The sequence below is a fragment of the Nonomuraea sp. ZG12 genome (genome assembly GCF_052068115.1).
Lineage (GTDB): Bacteria > Actinomycetota > Actinomycetes > Streptosporangiales > Streptosporangiaceae > Nonomuraea.
The window spans coordinates 249848-268660 of sequence record NZ_JBQHCW010000007.1; the positions used below are offsets into that span (position 1 = coordinate 249848).

21 protein-coding genes, 1 tRNA gene and 1 riboswitch are annotated in these 18813 nt (G+C 70.4%); of the genes, 12 read left to right on the top strand and 10 right to left on the bottom strand.

The window, feature by feature from the left end:
• Window positions 1-33 precede the first annotated feature (33 nt).
• Both ACTMTF_RS21850 and ACTMTF_RS21855 read left to right on the top strand, forming a co-directional pair.
• Entirely contained in the window at window positions 34-1083 is a 1050-nt protein-coding gene (locus tag ACTMTF_RS21850; RefSeq protein ID WP_441112357.1) for a LacI family DNA-binding transcriptional regulator, read from the top strand.
• Between the two features lie 88 nt (window positions 1084-1171).
• A complete protein-coding gene (locus ACTMTF_RS21855) occupies window positions 1172-1813 on the top strand; it encodes a class II aldolase/adducin family protein (protein WP_441112358.1) in 642 nt (213 codons plus the stop codon).
• Window positions 1814-1816: 3 nt separating this feature from the next.
• Here ACTMTF_RS21855 and ACTMTF_RS21860 read toward each other — a convergent pair whose 3' ends face one another.
• Entirely contained in the window at window positions 1817-3385 is a 1569-nt protein-coding gene (locus tag ACTMTF_RS21860) for a DUF885 domain-containing protein (protein ID WP_441112359.1), read from the bottom strand.
• A gap of 22 nt (window positions 3386-3407) precedes the next feature.
• Here ACTMTF_RS21860 and ACTMTF_RS21865 point away from each other — a divergent pair, with 22 nt between their 5' ends.
• The 5 genes from ACTMTF_RS21865 to ACTMTF_RS21885 all read left to right on the top strand — a co-directional run bounded on the left by ACTMTF_RS21865 (window position 3408) and on the right by ACTMTF_RS21885 (window position 6781).
• On the top strand, window positions 3408-4625 hold the full coding sequence (locus ACTMTF_RS21865) for a DUF4032 domain-containing protein (RefSeq protein ID WP_441112360.1): 1218 nt from the start codon (window positions 3408-3410) through the stop codon (window positions 4623-4625).
• 183 nt (window positions 4626-4808) lie between these two features.
• Complete coding sequence (locus tag ACTMTF_RS21870) at window positions 4809-5186, top strand: roadblock/LC7 domain-containing protein (RefSeq protein ID WP_397004679.1); 378 nt, start codon at window positions 4809-4811, stop codon at window positions 5184-5186.
• A gap of 4 nt (window positions 5187-5190) precedes the next feature.
• A complete protein-coding gene (locus ACTMTF_RS21875) occupies window positions 5191-5991 on the top strand; it encodes a hypothetical protein (protein WP_441112361.1) in 801 nt (266 codons plus the stop codon).
• A 29-nt stretch (window positions 5992-6020) separates the two neighbouring features.
• On the top strand, window positions 6021-6413 hold the full coding sequence (locus ACTMTF_RS21880) for a roadblock/LC7 domain-containing protein (RefSeq protein WP_441112362.1): 393 nt from the start codon (window positions 6021-6023) through the stop codon (window positions 6411-6413).
• Window positions 6410-6781 (top strand): hypothetical protein, encoded by a 372-nt coding sequence (locus ACTMTF_RS21885; RefSeq protein WP_397004685.1) that lies wholly within the window; start codon window positions 6410-6412, stop codon window positions 6779-6781. The genes ACTMTF_RS21880 and ACTMTF_RS21885 overlap by 4 nt, the downstream gene beginning before the upstream one ends.
• Before the next feature lie 54 nt (window positions 6782-6835).
• On the opposite strand, the gene ACTMTF_RS21890 is transcribed toward ACTMTF_RS21885, so the two are convergent.
• The 5 genes from ACTMTF_RS21890 to ACTMTF_RS21910 all read right to left on the bottom strand — a co-directional run bounded on the left by ACTMTF_RS21890 (window position 6836) and on the right by ACTMTF_RS21910 (window position 10840).
• Window positions 6836-7696 carry an alpha/beta fold hydrolase gene (locus ACTMTF_RS21890; RefSeq protein WP_441112363.1) on the bottom strand — a complete coding sequence of 287 codons (861 nt, stop codon included), beginning with the start codon at window positions 7694-7696 and terminating at the stop codon, window positions 6836-6838.
• 130 nt (window positions 7697-7826) lie between these two features.
• Window positions 7827-8654 (bottom strand): hypothetical protein, encoded by an 828-nt coding sequence (locus tag ACTMTF_RS21895; protein ID WP_441112364.1) that lies wholly within the window; start codon window positions 8652-8654, stop codon window positions 7827-7829.
• Between the two features lie 181 nt (window positions 8655-8835).
• Window positions 8836-8973: riboswitch (cyclic di-AMP (ydaO/yuaA leader) on the bottom strand.
• 164 nt (window positions 8974-9137) lie between these two features.
• Complete coding sequence (locus ACTMTF_RS21900; protein ID WP_397004691.1) at window positions 9138-9338, bottom strand: DUF5302 domain-containing protein; 201 nt, start codon at window positions 9336-9338, stop codon at window positions 9138-9140.
• A gap of 81 nt (window positions 9339-9419) precedes the next feature.
• Window positions 9420-10652: an erythromycin esterase family protein gene (locus tag ACTMTF_RS21905; protein WP_441112365.1), complete on the bottom strand. Its 1233-nt coding sequence runs from the start codon at window positions 10650-10652 to the stop codon at window positions 9420-9422.
• Window positions 10649-10840 (bottom strand): hypothetical protein, encoded by a 192-nt coding sequence (locus ACTMTF_RS21910; RefSeq protein ID WP_397004695.1) that lies wholly within the window; start codon window positions 10838-10840, stop codon window positions 10649-10651. The genes ACTMTF_RS21905 and ACTMTF_RS21910 overlap by 4 nt, the downstream gene beginning before the upstream one ends.
• A 181-nt stretch (window positions 10841-11021) precedes the next feature.
• Between ACTMTF_RS21910 and ACTMTF_RS21915 the strand changes: the two genes are divergently transcribed.
• Window positions 11022-11849 carry an SAM-dependent methyltransferase gene (locus ACTMTF_RS21915; protein WP_441112366.1) on the top strand — a complete coding sequence of 276 codons (828 nt, stop codon included), beginning with the start codon at window positions 11022-11024 and terminating at the stop codon, window positions 11847-11849.
• 30 nt (window positions 11850-11879) lie between these two features.
• Window positions 11880-12728 (top strand): MBL fold metallo-hydrolase, encoded by an 849-nt coding sequence (locus tag ACTMTF_RS21920; RefSeq protein ID WP_441112367.1) that lies wholly within the window; start codon window positions 11880-11882, stop codon window positions 12726-12728.
• Window positions 12729-12730: 2 nt separating this feature from the next.
• Here ACTMTF_RS21920 and ACTMTF_RS21925 read toward each other — a convergent pair whose 3' ends face one another.
• The 3 genes from ACTMTF_RS21925 to ACTMTF_RS21935 form a co-directional block, all read right to left on the bottom strand.
• Window positions 12731-13312, bottom strand: coding sequence for a DJ-1/PfpI family protein (locus tag ACTMTF_RS21925; RefSeq protein WP_441112368.1), 582 nt, complete (start codon window positions 13310-13312; stop codon window positions 12731-12733).
• Entirely contained in the window at window positions 13312-14256 is a 945-nt protein-coding gene (locus ACTMTF_RS21930) for a GlxA family transcriptional regulator (RefSeq protein WP_441112369.1), read from the bottom strand. Before ACTMTF_RS21930 ends, ACTMTF_RS21925 begins: the two co-directional genes overlap by 1 nt.
• A gap of 95 nt (window positions 14257-14351) precedes the next feature.
• Entirely contained in the window at window positions 14352-15167 is an 816-nt protein-coding gene (locus tag ACTMTF_RS21935; RefSeq protein ID WP_441112370.1) for a class I SAM-dependent methyltransferase, read from the bottom strand.
• A 144-nt stretch (window positions 15168-15311) separates the two neighbouring features.
• Here ACTMTF_RS21935 and ACTMTF_RS21940 point away from each other — a divergent pair, with 144 nt between their 5' ends.
• Window positions 15312-15959, top strand: a complete 648-nt coding sequence (locus tag ACTMTF_RS21940; protein ID WP_441112371.1) for a TetR family transcriptional regulator — start codon at window positions 15312-15314, stop codon at window positions 15957-15959.
• Window positions 15960-16020: 61 nt separating this feature from the next.
• Window positions 16021-17667 carry a tannase/feruloyl esterase family alpha/beta hydrolase gene (locus ACTMTF_RS21945; RefSeq protein ID WP_441112372.1) on the top strand — a complete coding sequence of 549 codons (1647 nt, stop codon included), beginning with the start codon at window positions 16021-16023 and terminating at the stop codon, window positions 17665-17667.
• A gap of 113 nt (window positions 17668-17780) precedes the next feature.
• Here the strand turns inward: ACTMTF_RS21945 and ACTMTF_RS21950 are convergent.
• A tRNA-Lys gene (locus ACTMTF_RS21950) sits at window positions 17781-17854 on the bottom strand.
• A 103-nt stretch (window positions 17855-17957) separates the two neighbouring features.
• Between ACTMTF_RS21950 and ACTMTF_RS21955 the strand changes: the two genes are divergently transcribed.
• Entirely contained in the window at window positions 17958-18797 is an 840-nt protein-coding gene (locus tag ACTMTF_RS21955) for an AAA family ATPase (RefSeq protein ID WP_397004711.1), read from the top strand.
• The last annotated feature ends 16 nt before the right edge of the window (window positions 18798-18813 follow it).

The window sequence follows — 18813 nt, forward strand, 5'->3', positions numbered from 1 at the left end:
CCCAGTCCCGGTGGCGGGAGGTACAAGAGACGCATGTCCGGTCCTACCCTGCGCGACGTCGCCAAGCGGGCGAACGTATCGATTCGCACGGTGTCCAATGTGGTCAACGGTTACGCGCCGGTCTCCGACGAGCTGCGCGCACGGGTGCAGGCCGTCCTGGACGAGCTCGACTACCGTCCCAATCTGATCGCCCGCAACCTCAAGCAGGGCCGTACGGGGATGATCGCCCTGGTGGTGCCCGAGCTCGACGTGCCGTACTTCGCCGAGCTGGCCCGCGAGGTGATCACGGCGGCCCGCGCCCACGGGTACGTGGTCATGATCGACCAGACCGACGGCGCGGTCGAGCGGGAGCGCGCGCTGCTCGGGCGGGACTCACGGGCCATGATGTTCGACGGCCTGCTGCTCAGCCCGCTCGCCGTCTCCGCCGAGGAGCTGCGCGAACGCGGCAACCGGATCCCGATCGTGCTGCTCGGCGAGCACATCTTCAACGGCAGCTTCCACCACGTGGCCATCGACAACGTGGCCGCCGCCCGCGAGGCCACCGCACACCTGCTGGGGCTGGGCCGGCGCCGGGTGGCCGCGATCGGCGACCAGCCGTACGCGACCGGGGAGACCGCCCAGCTGCGCACCGCCGGCTACCGCCAGGCGCACGCCCACGCCGGCCTGGCGGTGGACGAGAAGCTCATCGTCGCCACGCCGCACTTCCACCGGCGGCTCGGCGCGCAGGCCATGGAGCGGCTGCTCGCGCTGCCGGACCCGCCTGACGCCGTGTTCTGCTACAACGACCTGCTCGCGCTCGGCGCCATGCGGGCGCTGACCAGGGCGGGTCGCCGTGTCCCCGGCGACGTCGCCGTGGTGGGCGTCGACGGCATCGAGGAGGGCCAGTACAGCACGCCGAGCCTGACCACGGTCGCCCCGGACAAGGGCGAGATCGCGCGCACGGCGGTGGACACGCTGATGGAGTCGATCAGCGGCGGCGCGGCCAACCCCACCGAGATCGTGGTGCCGCACAGGCTGATCATCCGCGAGAGCACGGCGGTCATCCGCGAGAGCACGGCGGGCGAGGACGACGCGCGATGGTGACGGGCGCCCGCGCGTCGAAGGGCCTGCCTTCTGGACGGGCTCGGGGCCGGCTGGTGCGGATCCGGCCGACCGGCTACATTGCCGTCGCATGAGCCTGCGCGAACAGCTGTGCGAGTACGGCCGGCGTGCCGTCGAGCTCGGCCTGGTCATCGGCACGTCGGGAAACCTGAGCGTGCGCGACGGAGACCGGGTCGCGGTCACCCCTTCGGGCGCGGCGCTCGACCGGCTGACCCCGGAGATGTGCCCCGTCGTCGACACCGACGGCTACCTCCTGGAGGGCGAGCTCCAGCCGTCCTCGGAGACCCCGATGCACCTGGCGGTCTACGCCGCGACCGGCGCACAGGCGGTGGTCCACACCCACTCGGTGTTCGGCACGGTGGTGGCCACCACGATGACCGAGCTGCCGCCCGTCCACTACAACGCGCTGCTGCTCGGCGGGGTGGTCAAGGTCGCCGAGTACGCGACGTACGGGACCGCCGAGCTGGCCGCGAACGTGCGGGCGGCGCTGGCGGGCAAGCAGGCGGCCCTCATGGCCAACCACGGCGGGGTGACCGTCGGCGCGACGCTCGAGCAGGCCTTCGAGGCCACCCGCCTGCTGGAGTGGCTCTGCGAGGTCTACGTGCGCGGCCTGAGCGTCGGCAAGCCGGCGATCCTCACCGACGAGCAGCTCGCGGCGGTGGTCGAGCGCTCGCTCAACCCGCCGGAGTTCCCCCGCCGCCCGTCCCCGTGACGGTCATCCTCTGACGGCGGCCTCCGCGAGGCCGAGCGGCAGCCCGCCCGCGCCCGCGATCCGGTCGTGGAACGACTTCAGCGACCCCTGGTATGACTCCCGGATGCGGTCGATCTCGATGGCGCCGGTGAGGTACGACGGCGCCTGCGTGGGCCAGGCGCAGTAACGGTCCACCTCGCCCTGGGCGGTGCCGGGAGACAGGGACGCCTTGGTGGCCATGAACGTCTCGGCCTCCTCGATCGGCAGGTCGTCGCAGTGCAGCGCGGTGTCGACCACCATCCGGGCGGCGCGGAAGATCCGGCAGTCGAGGTGGGCCAGCTCGGTGGCCGGGGTGTCGAAATAGCCCTGCTCGTGCAGGAGCTTCTCCACGTACAGGGCCCAGCCCTCGGTGAAGTACGGCGTGCGGAACACCTTGCGGACGGCGCTCGGGTGACCCGCCATGTAGGACAGGTGCCAGTGATGTCCCGGATAAGCCTCGTGGACGGCCAGCGAGGGCATCACGGCCCGGGAGTTCGTCCGCAGGCGCTGCCGTACCTGCTCCTCGGTGAAGTCGTCCGGGGTGTAGGGGACGAAGAAGACGCCGGTGCGCGAGGTGCTGAGCGGCGGCGGCGCGAGGTAGTGGGCGACGGACAGGACGGGCCGGGTGTAGACGGCCGACGGCAGCACCAGGCACTCCTCCCCCTCGGCGAAGGTGACCAGGTCGCGGTCGCGGACGAAGTCGCGGGCCCGCCGGGTCTCGACCTCGTACTCCGCGCGCATCTCCGCCAGGGTCGCGGGGTGGTCGTCCATCAGGGACTCCATCGCGGCCCGCCAGTCCGGGGAGCCGTTCACCCGTGGCGAGACCTCGCGCATCCGGTCGTTCAGCGCGTCCCAGGCCGCCCGGCCCTTGGCGTGCAGCTCGGCCGCGCCGTACCCGAGGAGTTCGCGCTCGCGCAGCAGTGTGGAGTAGAGCCGCTCGCCCATCCGCCAGGTGCCGCCGCACCGGAAGCCGTCGAGGAAGGCGACGAGCTCGTCGAACGCGACGGCGGCCGGTTCGGCGGCGTCGGCGAGCCGGGCGCGCAGGACGGGGTCCTCGATCATCGAGGGGACGGTCTCGGTGAGGAAGCCGCGCCCGGTGCGGGCCTGCCGGAGCCCGCGCTGGACCAGCAGCGGCGCGGCGAGGTCGGGGTCGAGGTTGGCCTGGCAGGCGGCGAGCACGCCGGGCACCTCGGCCAGCAGGGAGAGCGCGGCGGCCACCAGCTCGGGTTCGGGCTTGAGCCGCCGCTGGAGCGGGGTGTAGAGGGCGCTGAAGACGGTCCCGAGGTAGCCGCCGGGGTCGCGGCGCCACTCGGGCCAGGCGGCCATCGCGATGGAGCCGCGCAGCTGGGACAGGACGAGGTCCCGGTCGATCGCCTCGTCGGGAGTCCCGATCTCGGCGGCGGACAGGCGCTCCAGCCAGCGGAGCTCGTCGCGCTCGCGGTCGGTGAAGGCGGTGGCGGAGAAGTCGCCGAGCGTATGGTCATAGCCCTCGGCGCCCAGGGTGGCGGCGACCACCGGACGTCCGGAAAAGTACCACTTGAGAAACTCGTCCACCGATGCACAATATCCTGGTGTAATGCCCCTTCAGATCACCGGCGCGCTAGGCGATTCCGACCTGATCCGGCTCCCCTGGGAGCTCCCGCTGGAACAGTGGCCGCAGCGCCATCTGGTCGATCTTCCCCGCGGCATCTCGCGGCACGTCGTGCGCTTCGCCCGGCTCTCCGGCAAGGTCTACGCGATCAAGGAGATCAGCGAGCGGTACGCCAAGCGCGAGTACCAGCTCCTGTGGGACCTGGCCAGACTCGACGCCCCCGCCGTGGAGCCGATCGCCTACGTCACCGGCAGGGACGAGGGGCTCGACGCGGCGCTGATCACCCGGCACCTGCAGTTCTCGCTCCCCTACCGGGCCGTCATGTCGGGCACGCTGCGCCCGGACACGCTCACCCGCCTGCTGGACGCGCTGGCCGTGCTGCTGGTGCGGCTGCACCTGAACGGCTTCTTCTGGGGCGACTGCTCGCTGTCCAACACGCTGTTCCGCCGGGACGCGGGGGCGTTCGCCGCCTACCTGGTCGACGCCGAGACCGGCGAGATGCACCCGATGATCAGCGAGGGCCAGCGGGCCGCCGACATCGACAGCGCGCACACCAACATCTTCGGCGAGATGCTCGACCTGGAGGCCGGCGGGCTGCTGGACCCCGCGATCGACCCGATGAACACCGCCGAGGACGTGGTCAACCGCTATCACCGGCTGTGGAGCGAGATCACCCAGGACGAGATCATCGAGGAGGTCGACTGGCACCGGGTGGAGCACCGGATCCGGCGGCTCAACCTGCTCGGCTTCGACGTGGCGGAGATGATGGTGCGGCGCAAGGTCGGCACCGGCCGGCTGATCGTCCGGCCCAAGGTCGTCGACTCCGGGCACCACCAGCGCCGGCTGCTCCGGCTGACCGGCCTCGACGCCGAGGAGAACCAGGCGCGCCGGCTGCTGAACGACCTCGACGGGTTCAGGGTGGCCAAGGGGCTGCGGCACGAGGACGAGGCGATCGTGGCCCACCGGTGGCTGGCCGAGGTGTTCCAGCCCACGCTCGCGGCCATCCCCGCCGAGCTGCGCGGCAAGCTGGAGACCGCCCAGCTGTTCCACGAGATCCTGGACCACCGGTGGTATCTGTCGGAGGCGGCCGGGGGCGACGTCGGCCTGAGCGCGGCCGTCAAGTCGTACGTGGACAACGTGCTGGTGTTCAAGCCCGACGAGAAGGCGCTGCTGCCCGCCGAGCCCACCGATCAGCAGATATGAATCGAATTCCGAGACCTCGCGAACTGTTCCCATAAATCACGGGATTCTGTATCACGGTGGGGTTTTTCTTCGCCTCAGCGATATACATCTCCATCTCTGTACGACTCCTGACAAGTTCCGGCATTCGGTACTCCTTTCGTCACTCCTAAGCTGTCCCAGTCCCAGGACGGCGAGGGAGGCCAGATGCTCGGACTAGACACCTGCCTGACCGCGGTCATGGCCATACCGGGCGCGCTCGACGCGATGCTCGTGGACCACACGAGCGGTATGGCCGTGGCCGTCAGCGGGCAACCGCACGGCGTGGACGCCGAGAAGTCGGCCGCGGCGCTCACCGAGACGCTGCGCGCCACCGTGGAAGGGCTGGCGCACTCCTGTCCGGGCGACACGGTCCGCGTCGACGACATGCTCATCACCACCGACAAGGGCCACCATCTGCTCCGGATGCTGGACACCCTGTTCGAGGGCCCGCTGGTGATCTACGTACGCCTCGACCTGGAGCGCTCGAACCTGGCTCTGGCACGCCACCGCCTGCGCGCCCTGTCCGACCAGTTGCTGGCGTGAGCGCATGCCACCGCTCGACACACTGCTGGCCGGCCTCGCCAAGGAGCGATCCACCGGCGCCCTGCGCGTGGGCAGGGCCGGCACCGTCTTCCTCGATGAGGGGCGCGTCACGTACATGGACTGTGCGCAGACGCCGGGCGTCGAGCGGCTGCTGGCCGCGCGGGGACGTGTGCCGGAGGCAGCGCTGCGCGCGCTGCGGGCGGACGGCGGCTGCGAGCGACTGCTCGAACAGGGGCCCGTCACCCTCGGCGAGCTGCAGTACTGCGTGCTGGGCGCCGTCCTGGACGCCGCGTTCTTCCTCCTGCCCACCACCGGGACCAGGCCGAAGTTCCGCCCCGGCGAGCGCCACTGGCTGGGCGGGCGGTGGTACTTCGACGTGCCCGGCCTGGTGCGCGAGTGCGCGCGCCGCCGCGCCCGGCTCGCCCAGATCTGGCCCGCCGCCGACGTGGACACCGCTCCCGTACGGCCCGCTCCCCGGCTGGCAGGACGGGGTGTGGCGCTCAGCGACGTGGAGTGGGAGGTCGTGGTCCGCGCCGACGGCGAGGCCACCTCGCTGGAGCTGGCCAGGCGGCTCGGCAGGTCCGGCTACTCGGTCATGCTCGCGGTGCGCAGGATGGCGGCGGCGGGCCTGCTCGTCACGGGAGAGCGGGCCGCCGCGCTGCCCAAGCGGGACAGGCGACCCGAGTCCCGGCGGGAGGCCGGCGGTCCCCGGCCCGCCGGGGCGCTGGGCCCGCAGGTGAACGCCGACCCGACGGACATCGAGCTGCTGCTGCGGCTCAAGAAGGCGCTGGAGGAGCTGTCGTGAGGTTCCCCTCACGCAAGAGGAGGCCACCGGTGGAGCTGCGTGACGAGGTGCGCAAGGAGATGGTCCTCCTGCGCGAACGCACCCCTGATGTCAGGGGCAGCGTCGCCTCGACCGTCGACGGACTGACGATCGCGTGCGACCTCGTGATCGACAGCGGCGAGCAGGTCGCCGCGCTGGCCTCGGCGCTGCTCGCGATGAGCAGGCGCATGCTCGTCCTGGCGGGGAGGGGCGAGCTGGAGGAGACGCTCATCTCCGGCTCGGCCGGCCACGCCGCCCTCTACGCGGCCGGCCCCACCATCGTCCTCACAGTCCTGGCCAAGCCCGGCGCGAACCTCGGGCTGCTCCGGCTGGAGGGCCGCAAGACGGCGTCCACGGTCGCCGAGGTCGCCCGACACGTTCATTCCCGATCGGAGGAAGCATGACCAGCATGGACATCTCGCTCAAGGAGATGATGACGATCGACGGCTCGCTCGGGGCCGCGATCGTCGACCACGGCAGCGGCATGGCGCTGGGCTCGCTCGGCAGCTCGAAGGACCTGGATCTCCAGGTCGCCGCGGCCGGCAACACCGAGGTCGTCAAGGCCAAGCTGCGGACGATGGACTCGCTCGGGCTCAAGGACAGCATCGAGGACATCCTCATCACCCTCGGCGGCCAGTACCACATCATCCGGCCGATCTCCGGCCGTGGCGGCAAGGGCCTGTTCCTCTACCTGGCCCTTGACCGCAACCGGGCCAACCTGGCCATGGCCAGGCACCAGCTCAAGACCATCGAGGAGAGGCTCGAGGTCTGACAGATCGCGGCGGCTCGCGTCCGGGCGCGGCGGGCGCGAGCCGTCGTCACAAACCTACGCTTTTCCGGCCGAATTTGAGGTCAGCTTCGTGATGGAATCGGCGATCTCCGGCCACAGGGGCTGCGGCAGGTCGTGCCCCATACCGGGGAGGACCAGGAGCTCGGCTCCCCGGATGGCCGCCGCGGTGGCCTGGCCGCCGGCGAGCGGAACCAGGGGGTCCGCGTCACCGTGGATGACCAGCGTGGGCACGTCCACCCCGCCGAGCGGCTCGGTCCTGTCGGGGGAGGCCATGATCGCGGCGAACTGCCTGGCGGTGCCCGCCGGGTCGTGGCAGCGGTCGTAGGCCAGGGCGGCCAGCCGCAGGAAACGCTCCCGGTCGAGCTCGAAGCCGGGCGAGCCGATCACCGCCCGGTTCGCCAGCGCCTGGGCCAGCACCGCCTCCCGGTCGCCGGCCGGCGGGGCGAACAGCACCGCGCCGGCCGCCTCGGTGGGCGGGGCCGCCGACGGGCCCGTGGTGGACATGATCGAGGTGAGGGTGAGCACTCTTTCGGGGTGCCTGAAGGCGAGGGTCTGGGCGATCATGCCGCCCATCGACGCGCCCACCACATGCGCGGCGGGCCAGCCGAGCACCTCCATCAGCCCCGCCGCGTCGTCGGCCATGTCGTCCAGCAGATACGCCGAGGGCGTCCCCGGTAGGGGGACGCCCTCGGCGTGCAGATGGGTGGACAGGCCCGCGTCGCGGTTGTCGAATCTGACGACGTGGTGACCCTGCTCGGCCAGTAGCGAGCAGAATTCGTCGTCCCAGTGTATGAGCTGGGCGCCCAGCCCCATGATCAGTAGGAGAGGGCGCCCGTCAGGCGAGCCGAAGCTCTCGTAGGCCAGTTCGATGCCGTTGACCGATGCACGCGAGATCACAGATGACAATTACCGTCAAATGCTCCTGGCGTAAAGCCAAACCCAAGGACGGCGGGGGGGGGTCGACGGAGGTCGGCGCAGAACCATCCCCAGGGGTCGGCGGGGGGTGTCGCGTGCGGTGAGGGGTGGGTCAGCGGGTCATGAGGCGGCGGATGCGGTCGCGGCCGAGGATGGCGCCGCCGCCGACGAGGGCCAGGCCGCCGGCGAGGGCGGCACCGGCGACGCCGCTCGGCTCTTCGGTCGCGGCCGCGGCGGCGGGGCTGGAGGGGCCGGCGTACGCGGTCGCCTTGACGGAGACGGCGGAGCCGCCGGAGCCCGAACCGGCGCGGGCGGAGGCGTCGGCGAGAGGCTTGCCCTCCACGACCTTCGACTCGCCCTTCTCGATCTTCTTCTCGGCCAGGATCTGCGGCGGCTTGGCCGGGTTGGCGTCCTTACGCGACCAGGCGCCGGTCGAGAAGGCCACCGGGTGGTTCTTCTTGCCCACGCCCTTGCCCCACTTGGTGATGACGTACTCGACCTTGATGTGGCCCTTGCCACCGTTGTCGTCGACCATCAGCGTCCGGGAGTTGAACGTGCCACCGGTCAGCTCGGCGAAGGTCTTGGAGTCCAGGTCCAGCATGACGCCGCTGCTGGAGGGAGCGCCGGGGCCGCGGTCACCGACGAAGAACGGCATCTTCTTGCCGTTGTAGACCACGTAGCCCTCGGTCAGCAGGGGCCAGCTGGGGCTGGCGGCCATGCCCTTCTGCATGGGCTTGCCGCTGGCGGGCAGGCCGGTGTCGCCGGCGCGGCCGGAGTTGTCGTCCCAGAAGTACGAGGCCGTGGTCGAGCCCTTGAGCAGGACCTTCTGAGTGTCGTCGACATCGGCGTGGGCGGCGGGGCCGGCGCCGAAGGCCAGGACGCCGGCAGTGGCGGCGCCGGCGAGCAGGGTGATGGAACGCATGCCGAAGCGAGCAGACATGAAAAAGGGAATCCTTCGTTAGGTATGGGGAAGCGCGCGCTCGCTTGAGGGCGTAGCCGGGCAGCGAAAGGCCGACGGACGCTACGCGGAGCGCGGAGAAGCTTGGGGGAAGTCGCCGCTCAGTGGGCGGCTGGTGACGTTACGCGGGCTGGGGGTACGCGGGAACGGAGCACAGGTGAGTTCGTCCTCTCCATCTCGCCTACCGGGTTAGCTGACGGGTTCGGACGTGGAGATGTCCTACCGGCCGCGAAGGCCGGATTCACCCCAGGAGATGGGTCCCCGGTTCCCGCGGAGGCGCGGGATTCGGCGCCAGGCGGCCGCCTCTTCCTGTTGAAGGGCCAGGTCACCGCCTGGTAACGCCACTCAACTTATAGGCCAAACCGGACAAACGCAAAGCAAATGCCATGAATCGGTCGAAGATCTACCTAAGAAGGTCAAGAAAAAAGGGGGTACGGCATGCCGTACCCCCGCGAATCCCCCGATTCAGCCGCCGCTCTTACGCCTGAACGATCGCTTGCTGGCAGCCGGCCCGTGTGCTCCGTGGATCTTCGAAGCGTCGGCGCCCCTGCCACCCGCACCCGTGTCCGCCTGCTGGTTGCGCTTGCGATCCAGCGCCTCGCGGAACTTGCGCTTCATCTCGTCCTCGGGGGTTTCGCTGACTTCCGGCTCCGGTGATTCCGCCATGAGGACCTCCTGGTGTTGGGGACATACACAGCTTGGCATGACGCTCCTTACAGCGCGAAACCGGGGATCGGCGATTCCGGGTCACAGCGGCGTGGAGCAGGTGCCCGAGCGGATGAAGGCGAGGCCGTCGTAGTCGTCCGCGAGCACGGTCGGGGCGAAGCGGAACTTGTAGGTGAGGCGGCTGACCACGGCTCCGTAGGCGCGCACGTGCAGACGGCTGCCGAGCCAGCGCGCCACGCCCTCCGACCGCTCGCCGGTGCGCAGGTCCAGCAGGTGGTCGTCCGGGCAGGCGGCGGCCAGCCTGGCCTCCACCATCGTGGCGTTGTCGACGCTCGGCACCCGGTTCCGCACGGGCGGCTTGCGCGTGTCGGGCCTGCCGAAGCGCATCCGCCTGGCCCTGAACTCCCCCTCCCCCATGAGCAGCCCCAGGGCGTAGTAGGCGGCGCCGTGCCGCTGCCGCAAGTGCCGGCCCATGGCCGGGACGGGGCCGCCGCCGTGGTTGCCGGACATCACATGGCCGTTGTGCGCCCACACCGCGACCTTCACGGCGGGGTCGCCCAGCAGCCGGTCCACGTTGTCGGCGAGGAACAGGTCACGGACGGCGCCGACGGTCTGCTGCGGGTCGGCGTGCCGCATCGGCCGGGACGCCAGGACGGCGCTCTGCCGCAGCGTCCTGGCATGCGCGATCGCCTCACCCGCCGATCCGGGCCCGGTGGCGAGGAAGTCCTCCAGGCGGCGGGCGGCTGTCTCGACGGCCGGGTCCAGGGGGCCGTCCACCCCCAGCCGGGTCTGCCCGAGCGCGGCCAGCGGCTCCAGGAACGCCGGGGCGACCTCCCCCAGGTATCGGGCCAGCCACTCGATCGAGGCCGCCGGATACTGCGGGTCGATCCCGGCGAAACGCACCTTACGCTCCGGGGGCGCGGCGCGGTTGTACTCGCGCATCCACTCCACCACCCCGAGCATCTCGCGCGTGTGCCAGGTCCAGAAGACCATCCCGCCCAGCGCCTCGGCCGCGTCGCCGGTGCCGTGCAGCACGTAGTCGTTGACCGCCTCGGCGGCGGAGACGCTGGCCTCCATCGCCAGCACGGTGAAGCCCAGCTCCTCCACCAGGAAGCGCAGCAGCCGGTGCTTGAGCAGGAAGAACTCCCGGGTGCCGTGGGTGGCCTCGCCGAGCCCCACCACGCGCACGCCGTCCAGAGCGGGCCGCAGCGGCTCCAGGTCGGCGACGGGCGCGCCCGGCTCCAGCGCGGCCAGCCGGATGGCCCGCCCCGCCAGCCAGCCGGTCAGCTCTTCCGGGACGGCGACAGCGGTCATGACTTCTTCGCGCCGCGCCGTACGGCATCGCCCAGGAGCACCAGCCCGAGCAGGCCGAGAACGAGACTCAGGGCGGTGTGCGCGCTGCCGTCGAGCCAGAGATGCAGCAGACCGAAGTGCCGGTCGAAGGAGGTGGCCACCAAGCCGCCGAACCCCTGAAGCATGAGAAAGAAACCGAGAATCCCCATGGGCTACACCTTGCCATGGCGACGTCGGCGGCACAGGCGACCAAAGTATGCCCACAGCCGACCATCGAACGTTTCTTATTGCCGCCCAAGAAAGTGCCGATCATTTTTCTTTCGGCAAAGATCCACACAGTCCGGAAAACTCGTACTATTTCTGGCAAAGCACCGGAAACGAGGCGAGGGCATGACAGGGGACGAGCAGCTTCCGGCACACATCGATCCGACCGTGCCCAGTGTCGCCAGAATGTACGACTACTACCTCGGCGGGAAGGACAACTTCCCGGCCGACCGGGAAGCCGCCGAGCAGATCATCCAGCTGGGCCGCCGGATGGGCTCGGACATCAGGGAGGTCGCCCTGGCCAACCGCGGGTTCCTGATCCGCGGCGTACGGCATCTCGCCGAGTCCGGGGTGCGGCAGTTTCTCGACCTGGGCACCGGCCTGCCCACCCAGGACAACATCCACCAGGTCGTCCAGCGCGTCACGCCCGACGCCAGGGTCGTCTACTCCGACAACGATCCCATCGTGCTGGCCCACGCGCGGGCCCTGCTCGCCGACAATCCCGGCACGGTCATCGTGGAGGCGGACGTACGCGACCCGGAGGCCCTCCTGGCCGCCGCCGCCGGCCACCTCGACTTCACCCGGCCCGTGGCGGTCGTCATCGCGGCGGTGCTGCACTTCCTGCACGACGACGCGGAGGTGGCGCGGATCATCGAGACCCTGCGCCGGCCGCTGGTCCCGGGCAGCCACCTGATGGTCTCCCACGGTTACATCGAGACCGGCCAGGCCGACAAGGAGGCAGTGGACGTGGTGCGCGGCGTCTACCGGCGCAGCACGTCCGGCGCGATCGCCTGGCGTGACCGCGAGAGCCTGCTGGGCTGGTTCGAGGGCCTCGAACTGCTGGATCCGGGCGTCGTCCCGGCCCAGCGGTGGCGCAACCCCGACGAGGACCCGTACGGCTGGCCCGGCCTGGCCCGCGGCGGCGTGCTGGCCGGGGTCGCCCGCGTCGCGTAGCTGTTCACCCGCATGGCGAGGAGAGAGCGCATGTTCCAGGTGGGGGCGGTCACCGTCACCGAGATCGTCGAGACCCGGATGTCCGTCCCCGTCACCCTGGCGTTCCGGGGGCTGAACGGCGAGAACCCCGCCGACCTGCGCCCCCGCTTCCCGGCGGCCCTCTTCGACCAGGCCGGAGACCCGGTGCTGGTCTTCCGGAGCCACGTCCTGCGCACCCCGCAGAGCGTGATCGTCCTGGACACCGGCTGGGGCAACCACAAGGAACGCCGCCTCGACCCGTACGGCCACCTCCTCGACACCGGCTACCTGGACACCATGACGGCGGCCGGCGTCGACCCCACGGACGTGGACTACGTCTTCTGCACCCATCTGCACCAGGACCACGTCGGCTGGAACACCCGCCTGGTGGACGGCGCCTGGGTGCCCACCTTCCCGAACGCGACCTACCTGTTCGTCCGGCAGGAGTACGAGCACTGGACCACGTCGGCGACCCCCGGCTCCTACGGCCACGACTCCTTCATCGACAGCGTCCTGCCGGTCGTCGAGGCCGGCCTGCACCGCCTGGTCGAACCGGGCCACGCCATCGACGACACCGTGCACGTCGAGCTCCTGCCCGGCCACACCCCGGGACACAGCGGCCTGCACGTGACCTCGGGCACGCAGGAGGCGGTCTTCACCGGCGACCTGTTCCACATCGTCCACCAGTTCGCCCGCCCCGACTGGCACATCGTGGTCGAGCACGACGTCCAGCAGGGCGTGGCCACCCGCAGGGCCTTCGTGGACCGCTACACCGGCACCGGCGTCCGCGTGGTCCCGGCCCACTTCAACCTCCCGGCCGGCGGCTACCTCGAACCCCACGGGTTCACCGCCGCTTCCTGACCTCAGATCGGCGGCTGGGGATCGTACTGGATGTACCGCCGCACCTCGCGTGCCCGGTCCACCCCGGCCAGGCGGCTCACCAGGTGGAGTGCCATGTCGATGCCCGCCGACACGCCCGCCGAGGTGATGATGTCGCCGTCGTCGACGTACCGGTCGTCGGGCCGGACCTTGATGCTCGGGTCGAGCTTCCCGAGCAGGTCCAGGGAGCCCCAGTGGGTGGTGGCCGGGCGGCCGGCCAGCAGCCCCGCCGCGGCGTACACCAGTGAGCCCGTGCACACGCTGGTCATCAGCGAGACGCTCGCGCGCTGCTCGCGGATCCAGGCCAGGTGGGCGTCGTCGTCCAGCAGCGACCTGGTGCCGAACCCGCCGGGGTGCAGCAGCACGTCCAGCGGGCCGACGTCGGACAGGCCGTGCTCGGCGAGCAGGCGCAGGCCCTTGGCCGCCCGGATCGGCCCGGCCTCGCGGGCGAACGCGACGACCTCGGCCTCGGCGGGGTGCGACTTGGCCCAGGAGGCCAGCACCTCCCACGGGCCGACGGCGTCCAGCTCCTCCACGTCGTCGAACAGCATGATCCCGATGCGCATCAGTGACTCCTCACAGCTTGGAAGTGACGGCGGTACTGGCCCGGTGTGACGTCGAGGGTTCGTCTGAAGGTGCGGTGCAGGGTCTCGACCGTGCCGAACACGCAGGTGCGGGCGATCGAGTCGAGGGTGGTGCCGGTGGTCTCCAGCAGGCGGCGGGCCGCCTCCAGCCGGGCCGCCTCCACGTACGCGCCGGGCGTGCGGCCGGTCTCGGCGGCGAAGACGCGGGTGAAGTTGCGCTCGCTCATGCCGGCCCGCCGGGCGAGCGCCGGAACGGTCAGGTCCGCATCGGGATGGGCCGCGATCCAGGCCGGCAGGTCGCGCAGCGCCTCCCGCACCGGCCGCTGCACGGCCAGCTGCGCGGAGAACTGGGCCTGCCCGCCGGGCCGCTGCACGAACATCACCAGCATGCGGGCGATCCGCCGCGCCGTCTCCGCGTCCAGGTCCTCCTCGACCAGCGCGAGCGCCAGATCCATCCCGGCGGTCACCCCCGCCGAGGTCCACACGTTCCCGTCCTGCACGAAGAGCGGATCGGGGTCCACGATGACGGCCGGATACAGCTCGGCCAGCAGCTCACACCCCGACCAGTGGGTCGCCGCCCGCCGCCCGTCCAGCAGCCCGGCCGCCGCCAGCAGGAACGCCCCCGTACAGACCGACGCCACCCGCCGCGCCCGCCCCGCCGCCTGCCGAATCCACCCGACCAGGGCCGCGTCCTCGCACGCCTCGATCTTCCCCCGCCCCCCGACGACGACCAGCGTGTCGATCGGCCCGCCGTACTCCCCGACCGTCGCGGTCGGCTCGACCACCACCCCACCCCCGCTACGCACCGGTCCGCTCCGCGCGGCCACGATCTCCATGCGGTACGGCCCGGCCTGCTGGAACACCTCATGCGGGCCGGTCAGGTCGAGAATCTGGAAGCCGGGATAGATGACGAAGACGACGTGCACCCGTTCATCGTCAAGCCGGCGCCGCCCCGGCGGCAAGGACACGAACCTGACGATCCCCGCCACTCCCCGGCCAACGCCTTGCGCGCGTCGGCGGGTTAGAACCCGAACCGCACGATGCGGGTGGACCGTTTCATGCCCGGCAGCAGGTTCATGAGGCGGTACCTGCGGCGTACGTTCGTGGGTGCCTTGGCCATCAGCACCGGTGAGTCGTTCATCGGCGCCTCGTCGATGTATTCGAGCCGCGGGTGCCACTCGGCCAGCGCGGCCGGGTCGTCGAAGCCGCAGCGGAACTGGGTGCCATATCGGCGCAGCGTGGGATCCCATTTCGAGGTGCGCCACGCCCAGACCGCCACCGTGTCGAACTGTATGCGGCCGGTGGGGAAGGCGTCGACGACGCTGGTCAGCAGTTGCCGGACGGCGGTCTCGGTCAGGTAGGGCACCAGCCCCTCGGCGATCATCAGCATCGGCCGGCCGCGCGGGACACGTTCCAACCAGGTCAGGTCGGTGACGCTGGAGTCGATCAGGGTGTAGTGCTCGCGCGGCGGCAGGAATCGTCGCCGCAGTTCGATGACGGACGGGTAGTCCAGGTCGTACCAGTCGACGGTGGCGGGCGGGTCGATCCGGTACACCCGGGCGTCGAGGCCGCAGCCCAGGTGCAACACCACCGCGTCAGGACGATCGGCGAGGAAGCTTCGGGCCCAGTCGTCGTGGGCCTTGGCGCGCGCCACGGCGACGAGGCCCATCTGGCTGGTGCCGAATCTGCGCTTGTCGTAGCCGGGGTCGAGGCGGCGCATCACCCGCTCGGCGTACTCGTCGCCGAGGATCGGGTCCGGCAGCCGGTTGTCCAGTGCTTTGGCCCTGAGGACGGGGCTGAGGGTCTTCTGCACTCCGACGAGTTCAGTGTCCTTCACGACACCGACGCTACTCAGGGACAGCGGCCTGCTCCACAGTCGCAACGGCGATATCGGTCCCGGACGGACGCCCGGATATAACTGGTCCAAGTCTAAAGATAGACTTGGACTAAATATTGTCTTAGTCTAAGTCCGGGAGGCAGGATGTCACTGCGCGAGATGAAGAAGGAGCAGACCAGGCAGCTCATCGCCGACACGGCGTGGCGCCTGTTCGCCGAGCAGGGATTCGACGGCGTCACCGTCGCCGAGGTCGCCCGTGAGGCACGGGTCGCCAAGGCGACCGTCTTCAACTATTTCCCGACCAAGGAGGATCTGTTCTACGCGCCGTTCGACGCCTTCGGCACACGGTTGGTCGAAGCGATCGGCAGGCGGCCCCCCGGAGAGCCTGTGCTCGTGGCCTTCCGACGCTTCCTGCTCAACGCCAACAGCATGCTCGACCAGGTGGAAGCCGGCGACGAGGCCGCTCTGGAGTCGGCACGGACGGTCGGCCGCCTGATCGCCGGCAGCGCTGCGCTGCAGGCGCGCGAGCAGCAGGCGATCAAACAGCACACCGACTCCCTGGCGCGGCTCCTGGCGGCGGAGACCGGGGCGACGGAAGACGATCCCGGCCCTCAGGTGGCGGCGAACGCGCTGATGGGAGTGCACCGCACCCTGATCGACCACGCGCGCCGCCGCATCGCCGAGGACCGGACCGCCCGGCTCGGCACCGACATCCGGACCCTCTGCACGCGGGCCTGCGCCCTCCTGGAACGCGGCCTGGCCGATTATGCCCCGGCCCCGCCCCAGAGCTGAACGATCGGCCCCGCACCCGAACAAGCACCCCTTACCTGTCCCTGGACATGGAGGCGCCATCATGAATCCGCACGCCTTACCCAGATTCCTGGCAGCAACCACCACGGCCTTGCTCATCGCGGTATCGGGCACACCCATCCCTGCCGTCGCCGCCTCCGCGCCCGATCCGGTGATCGAGCCGGTACGTCAGTGCGGCGAACTGGAGCAGCGTTTCGACCTGCCGGGCGCGACGACCCACGTCACGAGCGCCAAGGTGAACGACCAGAGCGAGCCGGCCTACTGCGACGTGCAGGGCCGCATCGAACCCGCGGTGACCTTCCGGCTCAGGCTGCCTCTCGACACCTTCACGGGCCGCTACCTGCAGTACGGCTGCGGCGCGTTCTGCGGGCGGATCCCGGAGCTGCCGTTTCCCGACTGCGGGGGCGATCTCGGCGGGGACGTCGCCGTCGGCGCCACCGACGACGGTCATGTGTCGGAAGGGCCGGACGAACGCTGGGCGGCGGACGATCAGACGGCCCGGAACGACTACTTCTATCGCGCGCCGCATGTGCTGTCGGTGGCGGCCAAGCGCATCATCGCCGAGTTCTACGGGGCGCCGCCGAAGAGGTCCTACTTCAGCAGTTGCTCCAACGGCGGGCGAGAAGGGCTGCTGCTGGCCCAGCGCTATCCGCGCGACTTCGACGGTGTCATCGCCGGCGCGCCGGCCCATGCCATGGGCCCGTTGTTCGGCGTCTACGCGCCCTGGCTGGCCCGGACGAACACCGCCGCCGACGGCGAACCGATCCTCACCGACGCCAAACTGCCCGCCTTGCACGGGGCCGTGGTGGCGGCCTGCGATCGGCTCGACGGGCTGGCCGACGGGCAGATCGACGATCCGCGCGCCTGCCGGTTCGACCCGGTGACGGCACAGTGCCCGGCCGGCACCGATCAGGCGGACTGCCTCACCCCGCGCCAGGTGGCCGTCGTCCGCGCGCTGTACGCCGGACCGGTGGACCCCGACGGGCGCCGGCTGTACCCCGGCTGGCAGACCCGCGGCTCCGAACTCGGCTGGGAGGGAATGATCACGCCTGCCTCCTACCTGGGCAACCGCTCGTTCGCGGCGTGGCTCGGGGACAACTACCTGAAGTACGCGGGGTTCCCGATCGGCACACCGCACTCGTCCCTGGCCGAAGCCTCCTTCACCGCGGCCGGGTTCCACCGGCTGACCGCCGAAGGCGTCAAGGGCAACGCGATGAGCCTCGATCTCCGCGCGTTCCGCCGTGCCGGAGGCAAGCTCATCCTGTGGCACGGCTGGGCAGACCCCCTGCTGCCGGCGACCGCGACGGTGGACTACTACCAGCGGCTGTCCGAACGCAACGGCGGCCTGCGCGAAACTCAGCGGTGGGCGCGGCTCTTCATGGTGCCCACGATGTCGCACTGCGGCTCCGGCTACCGGCTGACCGAATTCGACCCGCTTCGTGAGCTTGTCACATGGGTCGAACGGGACACGGCGCCCACCCGCGTCATCGCCGTGGGCAGGGACGCGCAGGGCGCGGTCTCCCGGTCGCGACCGGTCTTCCCCCATCCGCTGGTGGCCACCTACGACGGCACCGGCAGCATCGACGACGCGGCCAACTTCGTCCCCGCACCACCGCGGCGTCCGTCGCCGGCCACCATCCGCTGGATCGGCAGCCACCTGCACGAGCTGCCCGGACCCGTGGCGCCCTAGACGTGCCAGACGGGCCCGATGTACAAGATCTGTATGTGTCCGCAACGTCTAGAACAACATTCAAAAAGGCCGCCACCCTGCGTGTTTTCGCAGAGTGGCGGCCTGATGAAAGGTGCGCCGTCAGGGACTCGAACCCCGGACCCGCTGATTAAGAGTCAGCTGCTCTAACCAACTGAGCTAACGGCGCGCCGTGCAGGAAGGAATATACCGGCACTGAGCATCTTGGTCGAATCGGCGCGAGTCACACCCCCTCCGCTAGAATAAAGTTCGGCCAGCAGACAGGAGCATTGATGTTCGACTCCCCCGCCGACGTGACCGAGCGGCTCACCGCCGTGGACTATCTCTCCGACGACGCCATCTCCACTTCGGTGTTCCTGGCCGCCGCGCTCGGCAAGCCGCTACTGGTCGAAGGACCGGCGGGGGTGGGCAAGACCCAGCTGGCCAAGGCCGTCGCGCAGGCGACCGGGTCCCAGCTGATCAGGCTGCAGTGTTACGAAGGGCTCGACGAGGCCCGCGCGCTGTACGAGTGGAACTACAAGAAGCAGCTCCTGCGCATCCAGGCCACCAGCGCCGACGACGACATCTTCAGCGAGGAGTTCCTGCTGGAGCGGCCGCTGCTCAAGGCCATCAGGGCGGGGACGCCGACCGTGCTGCTCATCGACGAGACGGACAAGGCGGACGTCGAGGTCGAAGGGCTGCTGCTGGAGCTGCTGTCCGACTTTCAGGTGACAATTCCGGAGCTGGGCACCATCGTGGCCGTACGCAAGCCGTACGTCGTGCTGACCTCGAACGCCACCCGCGAGCTGTCCGAGGCGCTCAAGCGGCGCTGTCTCTACCTGCACATCGCGTATCCGACGCCGGAGCGCGAGCGGGACATCGTGCTCAGCCAGGTGCCGACGATCCGCGCCGACCTCGCCGAGCAGCTCGCCAGGACCGTGGCGACGCTGCGGGCGCTGGAGCTGAAGAAGGCGCCGTCGGTGGCCGAGACCGTCGACTGGGCGAACACGCTGCTGGCGTTGGGCCGGGAGGAGCTGGACGAGGCGACGGTGGCGCAGACGCTGGGCGTGGTGCTCAAGCACAACTCCGACCAGAGCCGGGCGGTCAAGGAGCTCGGGCTTCCCACCGCATGACGCCCGAGGAGGGGAT